Annotated in this window: 10 protein-coding genes and 1 tRNA gene; 4 read left to right on the forward strand and 7 right to left on the reverse strand. The window is 39.8% G+C overall.

From position 1 onward, the window contains the following. Nucleotides 1-22 precede the first annotated feature (22 nt). The 4 genes from AC4PG5_RS00055 to AC4PG5_RS00070 form a co-directional block, all read right to left on the reverse strand. The gene (locus AC4PG5_RS00055) at nucleotides 23-3,373 is read right to left on the reverse strand and encodes a SusC/RagA family TonB-linked outer membrane protein (RefSeq protein WP_492029469.1); all 3,351 of its coding nucleotides are present in this window, start codon (nucleotides 3,371-3,373) and stop codon (nucleotides 23-25) included. 158 nt (nucleotides 3,374-3,531) lie between these two features. After that, nucleotides 3,532-4,425, reverse strand: a complete 894-nt coding sequence (locus AC4PG5_RS00060) for a FecR family protein (protein WP_492029470.1) — start codon at nucleotides 4,423-4,425, stop codon at nucleotides 3,532-3,534. Nucleotides 4,426-4,505: 80 nt separating this feature from the next. After that, the gene (locus tag AC4PG5_RS00065) at nucleotides 4,506-5,066 is read right to left on the reverse strand and encodes an RNA polymerase sigma-70 factor (protein ID WP_492029471.1); all 561 of its coding nucleotides are present in this window, start codon (nucleotides 5,064-5,066) and stop codon (nucleotides 4,506-4,508) included. A gap of 159 nt (nucleotides 5,067-5,225) precedes the next feature. Beyond that, complete coding sequence (locus AC4PG5_RS00070; protein ID WP_492029472.1) at nucleotides 5,226-6,623, reverse strand: hypothetical protein; 1,398 nt, start codon at nucleotides 6,621-6,623, stop codon at nucleotides 5,226-5,228. A gap of 227 nt (nucleotides 6,624-6,850) precedes the next feature. Here AC4PG5_RS00070 and AC4PG5_RS00075 point away from each other — a divergent pair, with 227 nt between their 5' ends. Then, complete coding sequence (locus tag AC4PG5_RS00075; RefSeq protein ID WP_492029473.1) at nucleotides 6,851-12,799, forward strand: carboxypeptidase-like regulatory domain-containing protein; 5,949 nt, start codon at nucleotides 6,851-6,853, stop codon at nucleotides 12,797-12,799. On the opposite strand, the gene AC4PG5_RS00080 is transcribed toward AC4PG5_RS00075, so the two are convergent. Continuing rightward, the gene (locus AC4PG5_RS00080; RefSeq protein WP_492029474.1) at nucleotides 12,796-13,560 is read right to left on the reverse strand and encodes a response regulator transcription factor; all 765 of its coding nucleotides are present in this window, start codon (nucleotides 13,558-13,560) and stop codon (nucleotides 12,796-12,798) included. The two genes, AC4PG5_RS00075 and AC4PG5_RS00080, sit on opposite strands and share 4 nt — an antisense overlap. 162 nt (nucleotides 13,561-13,722) lie before the next feature. On the opposite strand from AC4PG5_RS00080, the gene AC4PG5_RS00085 reads away from it, so the two are divergent. After that, complete coding sequence (locus AC4PG5_RS00085) at nucleotides 13,723-14,328, forward strand: DUF1349 domain-containing protein (RefSeq protein WP_492030772.1); 606 nt, start codon at nucleotides 13,723-13,725, stop codon at nucleotides 14,326-14,328. Between the two features lie 72 nt (nucleotides 14,329-14,400). Here the strand turns inward: AC4PG5_RS00085 and AC4PG5_RS00090 are convergent. Beyond that, a tRNA-Thr gene (locus AC4PG5_RS00090) sits at nucleotides 14,401-14,474 on the reverse strand. A 105-nt stretch (nucleotides 14,475-14,579) separates the two neighbouring features. Between AC4PG5_RS00090 and AC4PG5_RS00095 the strand changes: the two genes are divergently transcribed. After that, on the forward strand, nucleotides 14,580-15,182 hold the full coding sequence (locus AC4PG5_RS00095) for a TlpA family protein disulfide reductase (RefSeq protein ID WP_492029475.1): 603 nt from the start codon (nucleotides 14,580-14,582) through the stop codon (nucleotides 15,180-15,182). 139 nt (nucleotides 15,183-15,321) lie between these two features. Here AC4PG5_RS00095 and AC4PG5_RS00100 read toward each other — a convergent pair whose 3' ends face one another. Then, nucleotides 15,322-16,056 carry a class I SAM-dependent methyltransferase gene (locus AC4PG5_RS00100; RefSeq protein ID WP_492029476.1) on the reverse strand — a complete coding sequence of 245 codons (735 nt, stop codon included), beginning with the start codon at nucleotides 16,054-16,056 and terminating at the stop codon, nucleotides 15,322-15,324. 96 nt (nucleotides 16,057-16,152) lie between these two features. Between AC4PG5_RS00100 and AC4PG5_RS00105 the strand changes: the two genes are divergently transcribed. Then, nucleotides 16,153-16,338: a hypothetical protein gene (locus AC4PG5_RS00105; protein WP_492029477.1), complete on the forward strand. Its 186-nt coding sequence runs from the start codon at nucleotides 16,153-16,155 to the stop codon at nucleotides 16,336-16,338. Nucleotides 16,339-16,375: the final 37 nt, after the last annotated feature.

Genomic DNA, 16,375 nt, shown 5'->3' on the forward strand with positions numbered 1-16,375 from the left:
GTTTAATTCATTTAAAAAGTAATCAATATTGAAACTTAACACTAAACCCTATACTACGCATACTAGGTTGCATAAAGTAATCAAATCCCTGGTAATAGGTTCCTGTGGATGCAGTTAGTTCTGGATCGAATGGAGCTCTATTATGAAACATTAAAAGATTTCTTCCGATAATAGAAAGAGTGAGATTTTTGATTTGATTCTTGAACCATTGCTTAGGTAAGGTATAACTCAGTGTTGCCTCTCTTAGTCGTATATTAGTCATGCTATAAACATAGTTAGCTAAAGCTCCGGTTGTCCCGTTCCCGGAAATTCTGTAAAAGTCTTCTGCATTAATGCGTCCGTTATTGACTTTTACACCTCCATCATCGCGGGCTTTGGCTGATGTTTCAGAGACTCCATAATAATCCATCTTTGCTTGAGTAGCTGAAACTCCAACCCCACCAATGCGTGCATCAATCAAGAATCCAAGGGTAAGCCCTTTCCAACTAAATGTGTTGTTGATTCCCCAATTGTATCGTGGTGCAGTACTTCCGGCTTTAATCCAATTATTAGGGTCAGCTTCAACGGCACCCGTTTGTGGGTTGACTTTGATATTTCCTTGGTGATCTGTTTTTAGTCCGGTAACATAAATATCACTTAAAGTTCCACCTTCTTTAATAATCATTTTATAGCTACCTTGTGCTCCAAATGGTTCTATCTCTTTGATGTTAATTTTTTCTCCTGTGATGGGGTTTGTTGCTCCATTGGGAAGTAGGTAAATCACTTTATTCCGATTGAGTGTAAAAGTGAGATTACTATTCCATTTTACGTTTCCAATTTCTGTATTTATACCTAAGCGTGCTTCAACACCAAAGTTGTTGACTTTACCTCCGTTTAGAATAAAGTCCCGATATCCCGTGCTTGGGGGCATTGTATAAGTGAAATATTGATTGTAAGTATTGCTGTTGTAATAGGTTAAATCAATATTTAAGAAATTGCCAAACATTCGCAGATTTGCTCCAAGTTCGTAGGCTTTAGTCAACTCGGGTTTAAGTTGAGGATTAAGCAAACGCGGGGAGGTCGTCAATTTACCAGCATCAAGAGGATAAGTAGCTGTTGTGATATATTGTTGAGGGGGATTACCCACTTCACTATATGATGCTCTAACTTTTAAGAAGGATATTTCGGCACCTGATAGATTAAATATTTCACTCAAAACAGATGATATACCAATTGATTTAAAAAAGAATCCTGTTTTTTCATTGTTTGTGTTTGCAAGTGAAGAGAACCAGTCGTTTCTTGCCGTTAAATCAATATAAGCTAAACTTTTATAACCGACTTGAACGGTTGAGAATATGGCTTGGTTATTGAACGGCTTTCCGCCTTTTTGAATGGCTTTGGTATTGGCATCATTCTGTTGTATGTTGTTAAATGAGAATTGATTAGGTATAGTCACTAGATGCCCTTCATAACCTGTAGCTTCTGTGTATTGATGATTAAAACTTGTACCGATATTTGCATTAAGACTCCAGTTCTCCCATCTTTTGTTGATTTGGGCCATAACATCGCCATATGTGTTTTTATAAGATGTTTTCATGCTCATATAGTTACCATATTCCGATGCAAATAATAAGTCGGATGACGCTGATATTTTCCGCTCGTAGGTATCAAAACTATTATCTACTCGTATACGACTAACAAGGTTTATCCAGTCGAACATTTTATAATTAAGATTAGCTGTGAACATATAACGCGATTTATGGTTACTCATATTTTCACGATTTATGATCCAATAGGGGTTTTCTATACCCATGCCTTGATTCCCGTAAGGCCAATATTGTACGTCATAATACTTTTCACTATTATAACGTTCATATACTTTATATTTTTCCATATGATCTCCTCTGGGGAATAGGTAAAGAGGTACTAGAGGGTTATGATATTGTCCTTGTGACATCATATTATTATTGTTAGTGATAACATACGATGCGTTCAAATCAATAGTCAATCGGTCTTTTATTAACTCGGTTGTATTACGAAGTGTAAAGTTATAGCGATTGTAGGTGTTGTTTGGAATAATTCCTCTGGCATTAGTGGAAGCTGCTGAAAGATAAGTTTGGTTATGAGCATTTCCTGATGATAGCCCGATGGAATTGGTTTCTGTATATCCGGTTTGAAAAAAATCTTTTGGTTCCCAATAACTTTGTTTTTTAGCTCCCCAACTTGAAAATTCACCTTGAGGAGAGCCGTAAGTATTTTGAAAATCAGGCATGACAAATGGACTCAAAAATTGGGTGTCGTTAGAGTAGTTTATTTTGAGTGCTCCTTCTTTTCCTTTTTTAGTTGTGATTAATATGACTCCATTTGCTCCTTGTGTGCCGTATAGAGCAGCTGCAGCAGCGCCTGTTAATACCGACATTGATTCAATATCGTCAGCATTTATACTTGAAATGCCGTCGCTATCGCCACCATCAGGGCTTTCGTATAAATTCGCTCCTTGATTACTTCTCATCGATGAGATTGGTATGCCGTCAATAACATATAGCGCATTATTGTCGTTTGATATTGACTTTAATCCACGCATGACGACTCGTGTTGAACCCCCAATACCCGATGCATTTTGATTAATGGTTAACCCTGCAATTTTTCCTGCAAGATTATTTACAAAATTAGCATCTTTAATTCCTGTAATGTCATCATTCTTTAGTTCTTGAACATTGTAAGTTAAAGATTTCGTTTCTCGTTTAATTCCTAAAGCTGTAACTACTACCTGGTCTAATTCTGTAGCTTCTTCTTCTAGTAAGATTTGCAAATCTGATTCGCCGTTGAATATTACATTTTTAGTCTTATATCCTATATATGATATGGTTAGTAAGTCTCCTATGTGGACGTTTTCAAGTTTGAAATCACCATTTAGTGCAGATATCGTTCCTGTTCCATTTTTAGTTGATACAGATGCTCCGATAATAGGGCCTGAACTATCTTTAATGATACCCGACACCTTATACTTACTTAAATTGCTAGCTTTAGGCTTTTTTATAAATAGGACAATTCGTTCACCCGAAATACGATAACCGAACGGGGTGTTTTTGAATGTCGTGCTTATAACTTGATTAATATCACGGCTTTTTACTTGTACTGTCGTCTTTTTATTAACATCGATATCACTATTGTAAAAGAAGGTATATTGGCTTTGTTGTTCGATGCTTTTAATGACCTTCTCGATGCTGGTATTGATAAAATCTAAAGTTATGGGGCGTTTTTGAGTTTGCCCATATGTTATATTAGGTAGAATGAAAAGAAATATCGTTAAGAGAACGGTTTTTATGTCTCTATTTGTTTTTTTTGTACGATATTTCCGACAATATTTTTGGTACTTTTTTAAAATTGTCATACTTTTATAAATTAGAATTTAAGGAATTAGGCAATTGGTACTTGCCTTTACTTTACTAGATTCGGGGTGAGAAAATACTGATACTATTTTCTCACTTTTTTTTGTTATTGGTGTCCTTTTATTTCATAGGCATGCTTTTTAAGGTTATGAGAATATTCTTATCTGATTATAATATGTTCTTTTTCACGTTCATATTTAAATGAAGTACTAATTTGCAAGGTCTCTAGGATAGATTCTAATGACTCGTTAGTGTGAAACTGTCCGGTAAATGTTTTGTTGATGAGATTCTCATTCATGATGATAAATTTAATGTTGAATTGATTCTCAAGCCGTTGACAGATTTCAAGTAATGGAGTATTAGATAATATCCATAAATTCTCTGTCCAACAGATTTCGGAGGTAGCATCTTTGATAGAACTTAATTCCATCTTTTTATTATGAATATGATACGTTACCCGTTGATTGGGTATCATTTTCAGTTTATTTTCTCGATCAAAGATTTCGATTGATCCTTCTAATAAACTTGCTGTAATCAGTGAATTGGAAGAATTTGCATTAACTGTAAACTTTGTTCCTAATACTTTTATTGTTAATTCTCCTGTTCTTACAATAAAAGGGCTTTTGGCATTGTGCGCGACATCGAAATAGGCTTCACCTTCTAAAAAAATCTCTCTTTTATTTGATGAGAAATGTTCGGGATAAATAATCTGAGAAGAATTATTTAATTTAATGATTGTGCCATCTTCTAAGCGAACTTGTTTCACAATGTGACTTTTATTCGATTTTACGATAAAAGTGGATTCATGTTTTGATGAGGTATAAGCCCATCCTCCTAAGACAACCAACAATATAGCAATGGATGCTACTAGGCCTATACGGTAATAATTGATACTTCGGTGCAAATGTCTCACCGTATAGTCATTCTTGTTTATACGCTTTTTAAGTTTCTCAAAAGAGCGCAATGCTGAATGTTCAATCGGGGGAGGTGGAGATGCAATGTGTATGCGATTGATACACTCATCCAAATTAATATGTTTCTTTTTATGTTCCACTTGTTTGTTATTTCGTTTTCTACTTATATAGAAAACTCAAAGTGGAAAAATGCTAAAAGGAAAATTTATTTTTTTTGTTTTTATTTTAAAAAAACAACAAGAGATTGTCTAATCTTATCTTTGGCTAAGAGAATTTGACGAGCTACTGTTGATACTTTAACGTTTAAAATCTCAGCGATTTGTTTGTGACTTAGCTCGTCTTCTTTTGCCATCTTAAATATGATTTTACATCGGTCTGGCAGTTGGTTTACAGCTTTTTGAATTGCTTTATTTAACTCTTGATGAGTTAGGACATCTAGAGGAGATTCTGTTGAAGAAGTGAGTTGAAGGTCTGTAATTAACGTATAGTCTCGTTTTGAAATATATCCACTCTTTAATACGTTTAGGCATCCATTTTTAACTGATTGATAAATATATGATTGAAAATTTATTATGGAGGGTAACGTTGAACGATCTCTCCACAATATGAAAAATACATCTTCGACAACGTCTTCAGATGCTGAGTCAGATCCTAAGAACATCATGGCAAATTGAAATAGACGATCGTAGTAATATAGATATAATATGCGAAAAGCGTCAGGATTACCATTAGATATATCTTTTAAAATAAGGTCTTCATTCTCTAGATTTGTGTTTGCCATATTTCATATTAGAGATTTATATAATGCAAATTAATAGACTTTATTTTGTTTTTCCTAATAATGAAAATATTCTTTTAGGTTGTTGAATTTTAGAATAATGTTTTTTAGCTACCTTATCTTTTCGTGATAATAAATTAAATATCTAGTTGAAATTTTTACTTATTTGGATAAGTCGACCTCAATCGCTGCAGGATAGAGACGCATCGGATCAAAGAAGACCATGCAGCTTTGGATGATGTTTTTACGTGTTAGTTTAGGAATACCTCTAAAAACTTCTTTCCCATTTGCTGTTAGGGTTATTTCTTTGGTTAGATCAACTAACTGCTCACAAAGATAAACTGTTATTTTACCGGTTGTGGCGGGTTGATATTCTTTTTGGTATTTTAAACCAATTCCCCATATTGGATCTTTTTCAATGCACTGATAGGTCACCTGATTGACTTTTAATGTTATATCATTACCGTTTATGGTTAATTCATAAGAGGTTCTTGAATCTGTATTTGGGTTGGAGCGTTCGTTAATAGAAAGATTATAGAATCCGTTTCGGTAACGACCGTCCATCTCAAAATTTTCCCAACTGACAACCTTTGGATATGGATAGCGAGTATGAGAACGTAGCCATGGAGTTGTGCTACTATAATCAATAAAGTGTCCCATGCCTGGGATAAGTTCAATATAGTGAGTGAAGCTTTGGGGATATAATGTTTGTAGTCGTGTAAATTCGTCTTTAGTATATTGTGTGAGTTTGTTGCGATAGAAACCGCTGTCGTTTGCCCCGGTTCGAAGAGAGAAGGCTATGTTGCGACAATTTTCAACCGGTGCGTTGATTAGAGGTTCTCCACCTGCCATTGGCCCTGCCCCCGCTAAATAATCAGCATAAAATGAAGCCAGGCGTTGGCTACCGTATCCTCCTTCGGATATGCCGAAAATATAAACTTTATTGGGATCGACTTGTCCTGATAGAAAGGCTAAACGAAATAACTTTTCCCAAGCAAACTGTTTCGATTTTTGCCACCATCGATAATAATTTCCGGTATTGGGTATTTGGGGGATAAAGTAGGCTGATGGGCTATCGTTGAATGAGCGACAAAGATCAAACCCGGTCGACCATTCCGACTCTTTATCGCCAGAACCGTGGGTGTATATAAAGAGAGGATAACCCGATTCCGGAAGGTTCCCTTTGCAGCCATAGTAATATGGCAGTATAGCATGAGGTTCGAGATTTTCTGGAAGATTCCAACGGCTGGCTGTAGTCTTACTAAGCGGAGCCATTTCGTTTAATTTCTGTTCTACAAATTGAGCGTTTGCCTTTTTCCAGGATTCCCAGACTAACGTTCGTTCGTCCTTGAGATTTGATAAAGGGAAAGAACTATCGTCGTTATAGGTTGTGGCCTTTTCATTTAAATGGTCTAAAAAGGTCTGTTCTATCGGGATTGGACCAATTGATGGAGAGGAAGGTTCTGGTTGGCTTGGATCGGGAATCGGTTCTACATGATTAGGGCTTGCGCAACTGAGGCTGAATACACCGATTACGGTCAGACTAATTATTTTTCTCATAAAAAGGGGCAAAATCGTGTTTGTCATGTTTAAAAAGGTTGGGTTGTGTTATAATATTATTAGCTAAAGGTCCTTTATTTTACAAATATCGTTTTTTTATTTAGATTCTTCAGGTTTGGATTATTTCTTTTTATAATCTTGTTAAAATTTATTTTGTATTTTTCTTTTTTATGTAAGAAATATTACCTTTGAGTATTATTGTGTATTCTTATTTAAATGAATAGAACATGAATAGATGTTTATTGTGGATTATACTCAGTTGGAGTCTTGTTTTGGGCGCTTCTGCACAATCTTTGCCGGATAGTCCCAGAAAATCGAATGTGACACAAGTTTATAAGGTGGGGCACGAATCGCTGCGCCGTTATTTTTTGACAGATAACTCGTTTTCAGATCGGGATCTTGGAGCATTCGTGACTTCTTTTGTCTCGGGGACTGAACAACCATCGTTGAAACGTGGTAACTATATGATAGTTAAAGCTATCGGTGGAGAATTGAAAATGAATGATCTGTTGGTCGATGACTTGTTCTTTAAAGTTGTTCGTTCGGATCGGTTTATGATCTGTCTTCATGATTCTTTAGGAAGGATCATAGCGGATGCTGAAGTGAAATGTGGCTCAAAACGATTGCCTTTCGATCCAATCACACAAACCTATCAAGCTAAACGAATAAAAGATGAGTCTGTTCTTGAAATCAATCATCAAGGGGTTTACCACTATTTAGAAGTTTCTGAAACAGATGGTCGGTATGGGATGGCCTACCGTAGGCACGTTAATGGCGCTAAGTCTTTTTGGAAACGACTGGTCAGTTGGTTTCGCCCGTCGGAAAGACTAGAGGAAGAACCGAATTCAGGTTTTGTAGTCTTTGGTAAACCTAAATATCGTCCCAATGAGACCGTTCGATTGAAGGGATACGTCACTTCTAAGAGGGATAAGCCTTATAAAGGGGCTGTAGACGTTCGTTTGAAAAGCTATTACCCGAGGTTGGATACGGTTTTAGTTGCAGGATTGAAGCCTTATCGTCCCGGAATGTTCACTTATGAGTTTAAGCTTGATGAGGGGTTGGCTTTAGAGTTGGATGGCAATTATACCGTCGAGTTGCAGCCGGTGCTGTCATCTGATCCTATCGTGTCGGGATCTTTTCGTTATGAGGAGTATGAATTGCAAAATGTTGAATTTGCAATGGCTTTGAATAAGCATCAATATACGTCTACCGATTCGGTTGTGGCACATTTCACTGCTCGGGACGCGAATAATAAACCGGTATATGGGGGGCAAGTGGAACTGTTGATCTCATTGGCTCACTGGAGACCTGATGTTTGGAATCAATCGGTTTTTGTGCCGGATACTATTTGGAAAGAAACTGTATCCATGGCTGAAGTGGCTGATAAAAGTGTAACATTTCCCGACTCGGTTTTTATTAAAGGATTTAATGGAGAGTATGTGTTACGAGTCAATTATCTCACCGCTGATCGCGAGCGTCTGGCCAAATCGGCAACCTTTTCGGTGGATAAGCGCGAACGTATGATCGATTTTTCTTTGAAAGATGGGCAACTGCTCATTCGGCAACTCTATCATGGAGTCTCAGAAGCTACGACTGCGAAAGTCGTGTTATTAGGAGTAGATGACCAACCATTAAAAACTGAATCGGTGCATTTACCTTATACTATGGCTTTGCCGTGGTGGGGAAGAGTGATAAAGGTGATAACCTCTCAGACCAAAGGGGCGACCTCTTTTGAAGATAAGATGTATCATGATCTGATTGACTATGCTTTCTATCGAGTAAAAGATTCAGTGAGACTGAAAGTTAATAATCCCTTGGCTATTCCATTCTGGTATGAGATCCGTTGTGGCAAAAAAATAATCGCTTCCGGGCGTACCTCCGATCAGTTAGATTATAAGGTAAAAGATGAACGGAAGGAAGGGTATGGCATGCAATTGTCGTATCTGTTTGGTTGGCAGAATCTACGCCATGTCGAGTCCTTGCCTTATGTGGTCAATAATTTGTCGGTTGGTGTTCAAACACCTCAAACGGTATTTCCCGGACAGAAGAGTGAGGTGACTATTCAAGTAACCGACCGTAAAGGACGTCCCGTAGATGGGGCCGATGTAACGGCTTATGCCTATACTTCAAAATTTGATCTAGATCAGATTCCGAATTTGCCATTTTATGGCGTTCGTCGTGAGGCCAAACCATTTCAAAATCCTTATTATGATTCAGATGAATTAAATATTGGGGTCACTCATCGCTTAGATATGAATCGTTGGGGGCAACCTTTACACTTAGGTACGATCGTTTATTACCGATTTTTGTATCCGGAAGTTTATTATTCTTATGTAGAACCGACAACAGACGGCACAACGGAACTCTTGCCTTATGTGGTTAAAGATGGGATGTTGCAAGGGGTCTCTATGCTTTGGATCGATGATCGTTTGTGTTATACTGAGCTCACTGCCAATCAGACGGTCTATGGATTTCGTCTTGAGTCGGGACGACATCGTTTGGTGATGCGGACGCATGATAGAGTGGTGGTCGTTAACAATTTTGAGGTTCAGAAGGGCGTTCGTACCATTTTGTCGTTTAATGCAACAGAAGGATACCAGAAACTGCTGACTGACAATCATGGGAAAGCTTGGTCTGTGACCTCCAAGGTGGTCGATAAGAAAAACCGGGGTATGTTCTCTGACGAGGAAATTAAATCGTTATCCTCGCAACTGGTTACTATTGACCCGACATTTGGTGAACTTCTTATGCCGGATCAATCGACTGCGATGAGGCTTCCGGGAATGGTGATGGCCGGTGGAGAGACTTTCTATTTAAATTCCAATCAAAGTTATCATCGTAACAGAGCATTAAGTACGAGAGTCGGATCTCCTATTCTTGCGGGTCCCTTTCCTAAGCGTTATTCAAATGGAGGAAAAGACCCATTCATGAATGTTTATGCAGACGGTCGGCTATGGTCCTCACCTGCTATCATTGGTGGATATCACTATACTCTTTATCCCGGCTTCCAGAAACTCACGCCATGGGAAAAACAACCTTTTGATAGACGTTTCTCTGTTCAAGCTCCGAGGCCCGATTTCCGTCCGGTTTATCTAACTCCTAATAGGGTGGAACGTTTGTATATCAATAAACTTTTTAATCAATGGTCGACTCTTTCGGGCAGAGCTGATAAACGAGATCCTAAGGCTGACGATCAAAAGGGGGCGCAATTGACTCTCTATTTATCGCGTGAACTTGAAGAAGGTGAGATGAAAGTGAAGTTGATTTATGTGACTTCGTTGGAACAGAATTCTGCTTTCTTACCACAGTGGTATTATGGTAATACCCGCCGATTTAGAGATTTGCCAGCAGGGAAGATGCAGTTGAATTTTGTTTTGTCAGATTCGATCGTTTATAGTCGTGAAGTGAATTTGCAACGCTATGGTTCGACGTTACTTACATTAAGTCTAGAAGGCCTAACGGAGAATAATAAGATTTCTGCAAGCATACTTAAGGATTTTTATCAAGGTTTTAAACGGATCGCTTTAGAAAATCCATATCTCAATAAGGGCTCTGAAAAAGATAGCGTGGTTAATGCGAGAATAGATCTTAATGCTTATCACATTTGGTTGAAAGACCAACCAGGAGTGATAACCGGTCGGGTGTGTGATGAATCGGGAAAGCCCATTGTGGGAGCCACAATTTCAGTCTTGAATAGTCATGTCGGTGCGATTACCGATCTGAATGGTGAGTTTTCTTTAAAAGTAAATAAAGGGAATCGTATTCAAATTAGCTTTATTGGTTGTCAAACAGAAGTAATAGATATCGGACGTTCCAAGAAGTATAAAGTGACTTTGAAAGAAGATTCGAATAATATATTTCAATGTGTTGAAGTAGCTTATGGCACTGCGACGAAAGCCCTTACCGGTTCGGTTGCAGGAGTTCGTATTCGAGGAAATAATAGCTTGTCAGATGAAAAATCTCCGCTTATCGTAGTAGATGGCGTGATCTATGACGGAACATTGGCTTCGATAAAGACGGCGGATATGATTTCTGTTGAAACGATTAAGGATGCTTCAGCGGTATCGATCTACGGATCGCGTGCGGTTAATGGAGTGATTATTATCAAGACCAAGAATGGTTCATTGTCTGCTCCAAAGATCGAAGATGTCGATGGAATGGAAGATGCCGGCAGTCAGCCGATAAGACATCATTTCAGCGATGAAGCCTTCTGGCAGCCTAGACTGACCACCGATCAGCATGGTAAAGCACGTTTTGAAGTGACTTATCCGGATGATATTACGAGTTGGAAGGCTTATTTTATAGCCATTGGAGAAAAGAAACAAGCAACGGCTACGGCGTTAACGGTTCGTTCGTTTAAGCCGATGGCTGCCCAACTGTCGATGCCAAGGTTTGCCCTTTTAGGCGATAGCTTGAATGCGGTGGGACGATTGGTGAATTATGGCAAAGACAGCATTACCTTGGTGCGCGAGATTGTGGGTCCTGAAAAGAATGATCGTCGCTCGCTGACGATTGCTTCGTCGCATGTCGATTATATTCCCGTGAAAGCGGAGCAAGGAGATAGCTTGTCCTTGAGCTATACTTTAAAGACAACCGATGGTTATTTTGATGGAGAGAAACGTACGATTCCGATTTTTAATACAGGATTATTGCAAACAAGTGGCGATTTTAAGGTACTTACGGCGCCTGGCGATTATCAGCTGACTGTCGACCGAGAGCTCGGCGAAGTGACGTTACATGCTGAGGCTACAAGCTTGGAAACGATCCGTCGTGAACTCGATCGCGTGAAAAACTATCCGTACGATTGTAATGAGCAGATGGCCTCGAAGGTGAAAGTGTTATTGGCCAAGAAACGCTTAAGTCAGCGGTTAGGAGAGGACTTTAAAGAAGATCGACAGATTAAATCTCTTCTTAATAAACTTTGTAAGAATCAGAATCAAGAAGGTTTGTGGGGTTGGTGGAATAATCAATCGAGCGTCTTCTGGATTTCCCAACAAGTCCTTTCGGCGCTATTGGATGCTGAAGAGGCGGGGTATCGTTTAAAGATAGATAAAGAATTGGTATCGGCAACGCTACAACGTCAGGTCGATCAGGCTTTGAACGATCTGCATCTGGTTGGACATCGGCCTTTGCCTTTGGCTAAACGGGAGTTGCTCGAACATTTGATGACATTGAAACGCTTGAACGCTACAATCGATTATGCGGATTATTTCCGGTCGATTGATGGAGCATTGAAGAGTCGTACCTCTGCCGATAAGTTGAAGACCATGGAGACTCTTTTGACTCTTGGACAAAAGGAACGGATTAATCGTGATTCGCTGATGGCTTGTGCACAGCAGACTCTTTTGGGGTCGGTGTTCTTTGGAGAATCGTTTAAACCAATGGGATGGAGAATGATTGTCGAACATCCTCAAGAGAGTGTTGCCGAGCAAACGTTGGTTGGCTATCGCTTGTTGAAAGCAATAGGGGCATCTGATCAAGAGTTAAACCGGGTTCGGAACTATTTCTTCGAATTGCGACGTGATGAAGGTTGGCGCAATACCTACGAGATTTCGCGGATCATAGAAAACCTATTGAATGATTGGGCGGTCGACTGGAATCGGTCGACTGACACTCCGTTGGAGGCTGCTCGGTTGACGGTTGGTGGAAAACAGATCTCTAAATTCCCTTATACGGCAAAGGTGAGTGTCGATGAGGTTGCCTCATTGCGTAAAGAGGGACAATTGCCCTTGTTTATTACGGCTTATCAACAACAGTGGAATGCTCATCCGGCGGTAGAGAAGGAAAAAGGGTTTGCCGTTCGTTCGGCTTTCATGGAGAAAGGGAAAGCGGTGGAACACCTGAAAGCCGGTCAGCCGGTGCAATTGGAAGTGATTGTCGAGGTTAAGGATGAAGCCGATTATGTGCAAATAGAAATACCAATTCCTGCAGGATGTAGTTATGAGAATAAGCGTCAGACGTCTTTTGGTGAAGAAGTCCATCGGGAATACTTCAAGGAAAAAGTGGTGATCTTTACTCGTCGTCTGACTAAAGGTGAACATCGCTTCATCGTCGATCTACTCCCGCGCTTTAGTGGGGCGTTTAGTGTGAACCCGGTGAAAGTGGAACTCATGTATTTCCCTACATTCTATGGAAATGAAAAGGTAAAACAACTGCTGATCGATGAACTCAATTAATCGATCAGGTTCATTGCTTGAGCAACTTTAAGAGCCTCAATCGAACTGTTGACCTTGAGCTTTTCTAAGATATTCTGACGGTGACGATTCACCGTGTGTACGCTAATGCTGAGCTGAGAGGCAATCTCTTTGCTCAGCATTCCGTTATAGATCAGTTTTAAAACTTCTTTTTCTCTTTCCGAAAGAAGATCGTCTCCATTCCGAAGATCAGGACGGATCACTGTTCCATCGGCTGTATTTATAATCATCCCATTGATGCCATTGCCTAAGCTCTTTTCGGTCGAAAAATTATAGAGACACATGTCGAGCCATAGACTACCATTCTGGGTGTTGCTCAGATAGAGCGTGCGGTGTCTGATGGCATGATATTCACCTTTATCATCTTTCATACGTATCAAACTTTGGGTATGATAGTGTGAACGTTCTGTTATTGGTAGCGATTTTAATAAGTGATAAAAGTGAAGTTCGAGGAGGTGGCGATCGAATAGATCGTCGGGGTGGATCCGTCGAAAGATTTCTTCTTCCCAAATCGTCGGTATGGTTTCATTCGGCAGGATCGGAAAGCCTAGGGTATTGGCCATGCTCCCTTTATAGATGTAACTTTGATTGGTACGTAGATCACTTAATACAGCGATGGAATGTTCGATAAGAGCATACATCTGAGCGACATTCTTGCATCCTTCTAAAACACTTTCTTCATTGGGATAAACGTCGAACGGTTGATTGAGCAGATGCTTCGCCAAGTCTTCTATGATGTCCATAAGCGGTTTGGAAAATGGTTATTAATCAGTATTGCCGCTCATTGGGCAGCGCTTTACCTTTGCAAAAGTAATGATTCAAAATAAAACAGAATGATGAAAGGAATAAAAAAAGTTGTTTTATTGGCAGGGATAATTGGACTTGCTTTAGGTGAAGAGAAGGCTATGGCTCAGAATTTAGAAAAAATGCAGTGGTTCAACGAACCTCAACACTGGGAGGTGAAGGATCGTCACACGTTTCAGATGACGACTCCGGCAAAAACCGACTATTGGCGGATTACTCATTATGGGTTTACGGTCGATGATGCTCCGTTCTATTATGGCGTATATGGTGGTGAGTTTGAGGTAAAGGTTAAGATCAGCGGAGCCTATCGGACGAATTTCGATCAAATGGGGTTGATGTTGCGCCTAGATCATGAACATTGGATCAAAACCGGTGTGGAGTTTGTGGATGGTAAACAGAACGTGAGTACGGTGGTCACTCACGAAACCAGCGATTGGAGTGTGATTGAGTTAGATCATTCCCCTAAATCCATTTGGATTAAGGCTGTTCGTCGATTGGATGCTGTAGAGGTCTATTATTCTTTTGATGATCAGGATTATCGTATGATCAGGACTTGTTGGTTGAAAGATCATTGTCCCGTGATGGTCGGTATGATGGCTGCATCGCCAGACGGTAAAGGTTTTGATGCTGTCTTTGAAAATTTCACGGTGACTCCACTTCCCGATGCCCGACGTTTGGAATGGGCAGCGAAACAATTAAAGAAATAATTACTCGGGTTAGGGAAAGAAGAGAAGTTTTCAGGATACAAAAAATGCCGCTACTGCGGCATTTTTATTTTGAGCCTCTTGTCGGATTCGAACCAACGACCCCGAGATTACAAATCACGTGCTCTGGCCAACTGAGCTAAAGAGGCGGTTATTTCTCATTTGCGGGTGCAAAGGTAGAAATTTATTTTAAAATGACAAGTGGTGACCGAACTTTTTTTATATTTGTAACCTCAATAAATGGAGGTAAAAATATGGGAAAGATCACAACAGGCGTCGTAACTGTCGCATTATTAGGACTTAGTGTCGTGGGCTCAGCTTCAGAAAAAAAAGAAGTTAATATTTCAGTTTTGCCTGAAAATGTAAATGTCATCGAGGAATCGGTCGATGTAAAACCCGATAGTACGGGGTATATTGTTAGAGTCGGTGATCTGGCACCCGACTTTGAGGTGACCTTGACTGATGGACGTTCGGTGCGTCTCTCATCGCTCAGAGGAAAGGTCGTGATGTTGCAGTTTACGGCTAGTTGGTGCGGCGTATGCCGAAGAGAGATGCCTTTCATCGAAAAAGATATTTGGCAGAAACATAAAGATAAGTCGGACTTCTATCTGATTGGCATTGATCGTGACGAACCGTTGGATAAGGTGGTTGCTTTTGGTCAAGCCACAAAGGTGACTTATCCGTTAGGCTTAGATCCGGGAGCTGATATCTTTGGCCGTTATGCGTTGAAACAATCGGGTATCACTCGTAATGTACTCATCGACCGTGAGGGGCGTATTGTAAAGTTGACCCGGTTGTATAACGAAGAAGAGTTTGCATCTTTAGTGGAGTTAATCGATCGGATGCTTGAAAAATAGGTGACTTTATTAAGCCTAAAGAATATCTTTTAATTTATAGAGATATAAGATATCCCTCAAAAGTTAAATCTAACTTTTGAGGGATATTTCAGATATAACTTCCGCCAGACAGGATGTTCTCACGATAAGAAACTATCTATCAATCTTTTAAACTCAGTTTAGCCAAATAGTCATAATGCTTCCCTTCTTTAATGAGTTCGGCTTTAAATCCAGATTCCGCGGCGTAGAAACTGAGGGTTTGGAAATCGACGTATAGCCAATCGAAGGTTTCTCCGACGATATCCTTGTACTGCATTTTAAAATCAATCTCACCGTAATAATCACCTGCAATATCGACCAAAAAGCTACCATCTTCTTCTTCGAAAAGATATCGCAAGTCGCTTGAATCCATTAGAATGCAGCCTCCTGGGCGTAAAAGACGTTTCATGCGGCGGAAAAACTGATCCATGTGCTCTAGTCGTCCGATGATCCCCGAACCGTTCATGAGCATTAAGATCGTATCGAAAGTCTCATCGAAGGTCTCGTTGAAGAGATTGGTTAAGCGCACTTCTTTGATTCCACGTTCTTGCATGGTTTTTACCGACAGAGGAGAGATATCGATGGCGCACACCTCTTTACCCATCTCTTGTAGGGCGAGCGCATGACATCCGCTACCTGCACCAACATCCAATATACGTCCTTCAGCTAGTTTTAGTGCGGTTTTTTCGAGTACGGGCATGTTATGTTTGGTGCGGAAAAGCTGACTAACCGGAATCTCATCTTCGTCGAACTGAGAGGAGAATACACGTAAGTGATCCGTTTTCCGTTGGTTGAAAAAATCGGAGATCGCGGCTCCCATAGGATCCTTATCGACTTCTAAAATAGTCGTTTCCATATTAAAATCTGTTTATAGTTGAGTCTGCAAAGATAGGTAATTCGGCGAAAATGACTATCTTTGCGCCTGTAAATTGTCATTCTAAACAAAGACACTATGAATATAGAAGAGGTATTAATGGGGGGAATTGTCTTCAAAGGTAAGAAAGATAAGCCTAAAGAAGAGGAAAAAGTGAAAACGAAAGCAAAGAAGGCAACCTATATTCGTGGGCAACACGGATCCGGTGCAGCCAAGATGAAAGCTGACATTCGTAAAAAACGTGCCAATCGGCATAAAAAATAAAATGGCGTACTGTACTAAAGATGTTGCCATTGGCTAA

The sequence above is a fragment of the Bacteroides sp. QWL-09 genome (assembly GCF_058683585.1).

Excerpts from the sequence above, each read along its gene's own strand:
- AC4PG5_RS00070 (WP_492029472.1), bottom strand. The coding sequence starts at position 6,623 with ATGAGAAAAATAATTAGTCTGACCGTAATCGGTGTATTCAGCCTCAGT.
- AC4PG5_RS00075 (WP_492029473.1), top strand. The coding sequence starts at position 6,851 with ATGAATAGATGTTTATTGTGGATTATACTCAGTTGGAGTCTTGTTTTG.
- AC4PG5_RS00100 (WP_492029476.1), bottom strand. The coding sequence starts at position 16,056 with ATGGAAACGACTATTTTAGAAGTCGATAAGGATCCTATGGGAGCCGCG.
- AC4PG5_RS00080 (WP_492029474.1), bottom strand. The coding sequence starts at position 13,560 with ATGGACATCATAGAAGACTTGGCGAAGCATCTGCTCAATCAACCGTTC.
- AC4PG5_RS00055 (WP_492029469.1), bottom strand. The coding sequence starts at position 3,373 with ATGACAATTTTAAAAAAGTACCAAAAATATTGTCGGAAATATCGTACA.
- AC4PG5_RS00105 (WP_492029477.1), top strand. The coding sequence starts at position 16,153 with ATGAATATAGAAGAGGTATTAATGGGGGGAATTGTCTTCAAAGGTAAG.
- AC4PG5_RS00065 (WP_492029471.1), bottom strand. The coding sequence starts at position 5,066 with ATGGCAAACACAAATCTAGAGAATGAAGACCTTATTTTAAAAGATATA.
- AC4PG5_RS00095 (WP_492029475.1), top strand. The coding sequence starts at position 14,580 with ATGGGAAAGATCACAACAGGCGTCGTAACTGTCGCATTATTAGGACTT.
- AC4PG5_RS00085 (WP_492030772.1), top strand. The coding sequence starts at position 13,723 with ATGGCTCAGAATTTAGAAAAAATGCAGTGGTTCAACGAACCTCAACAC.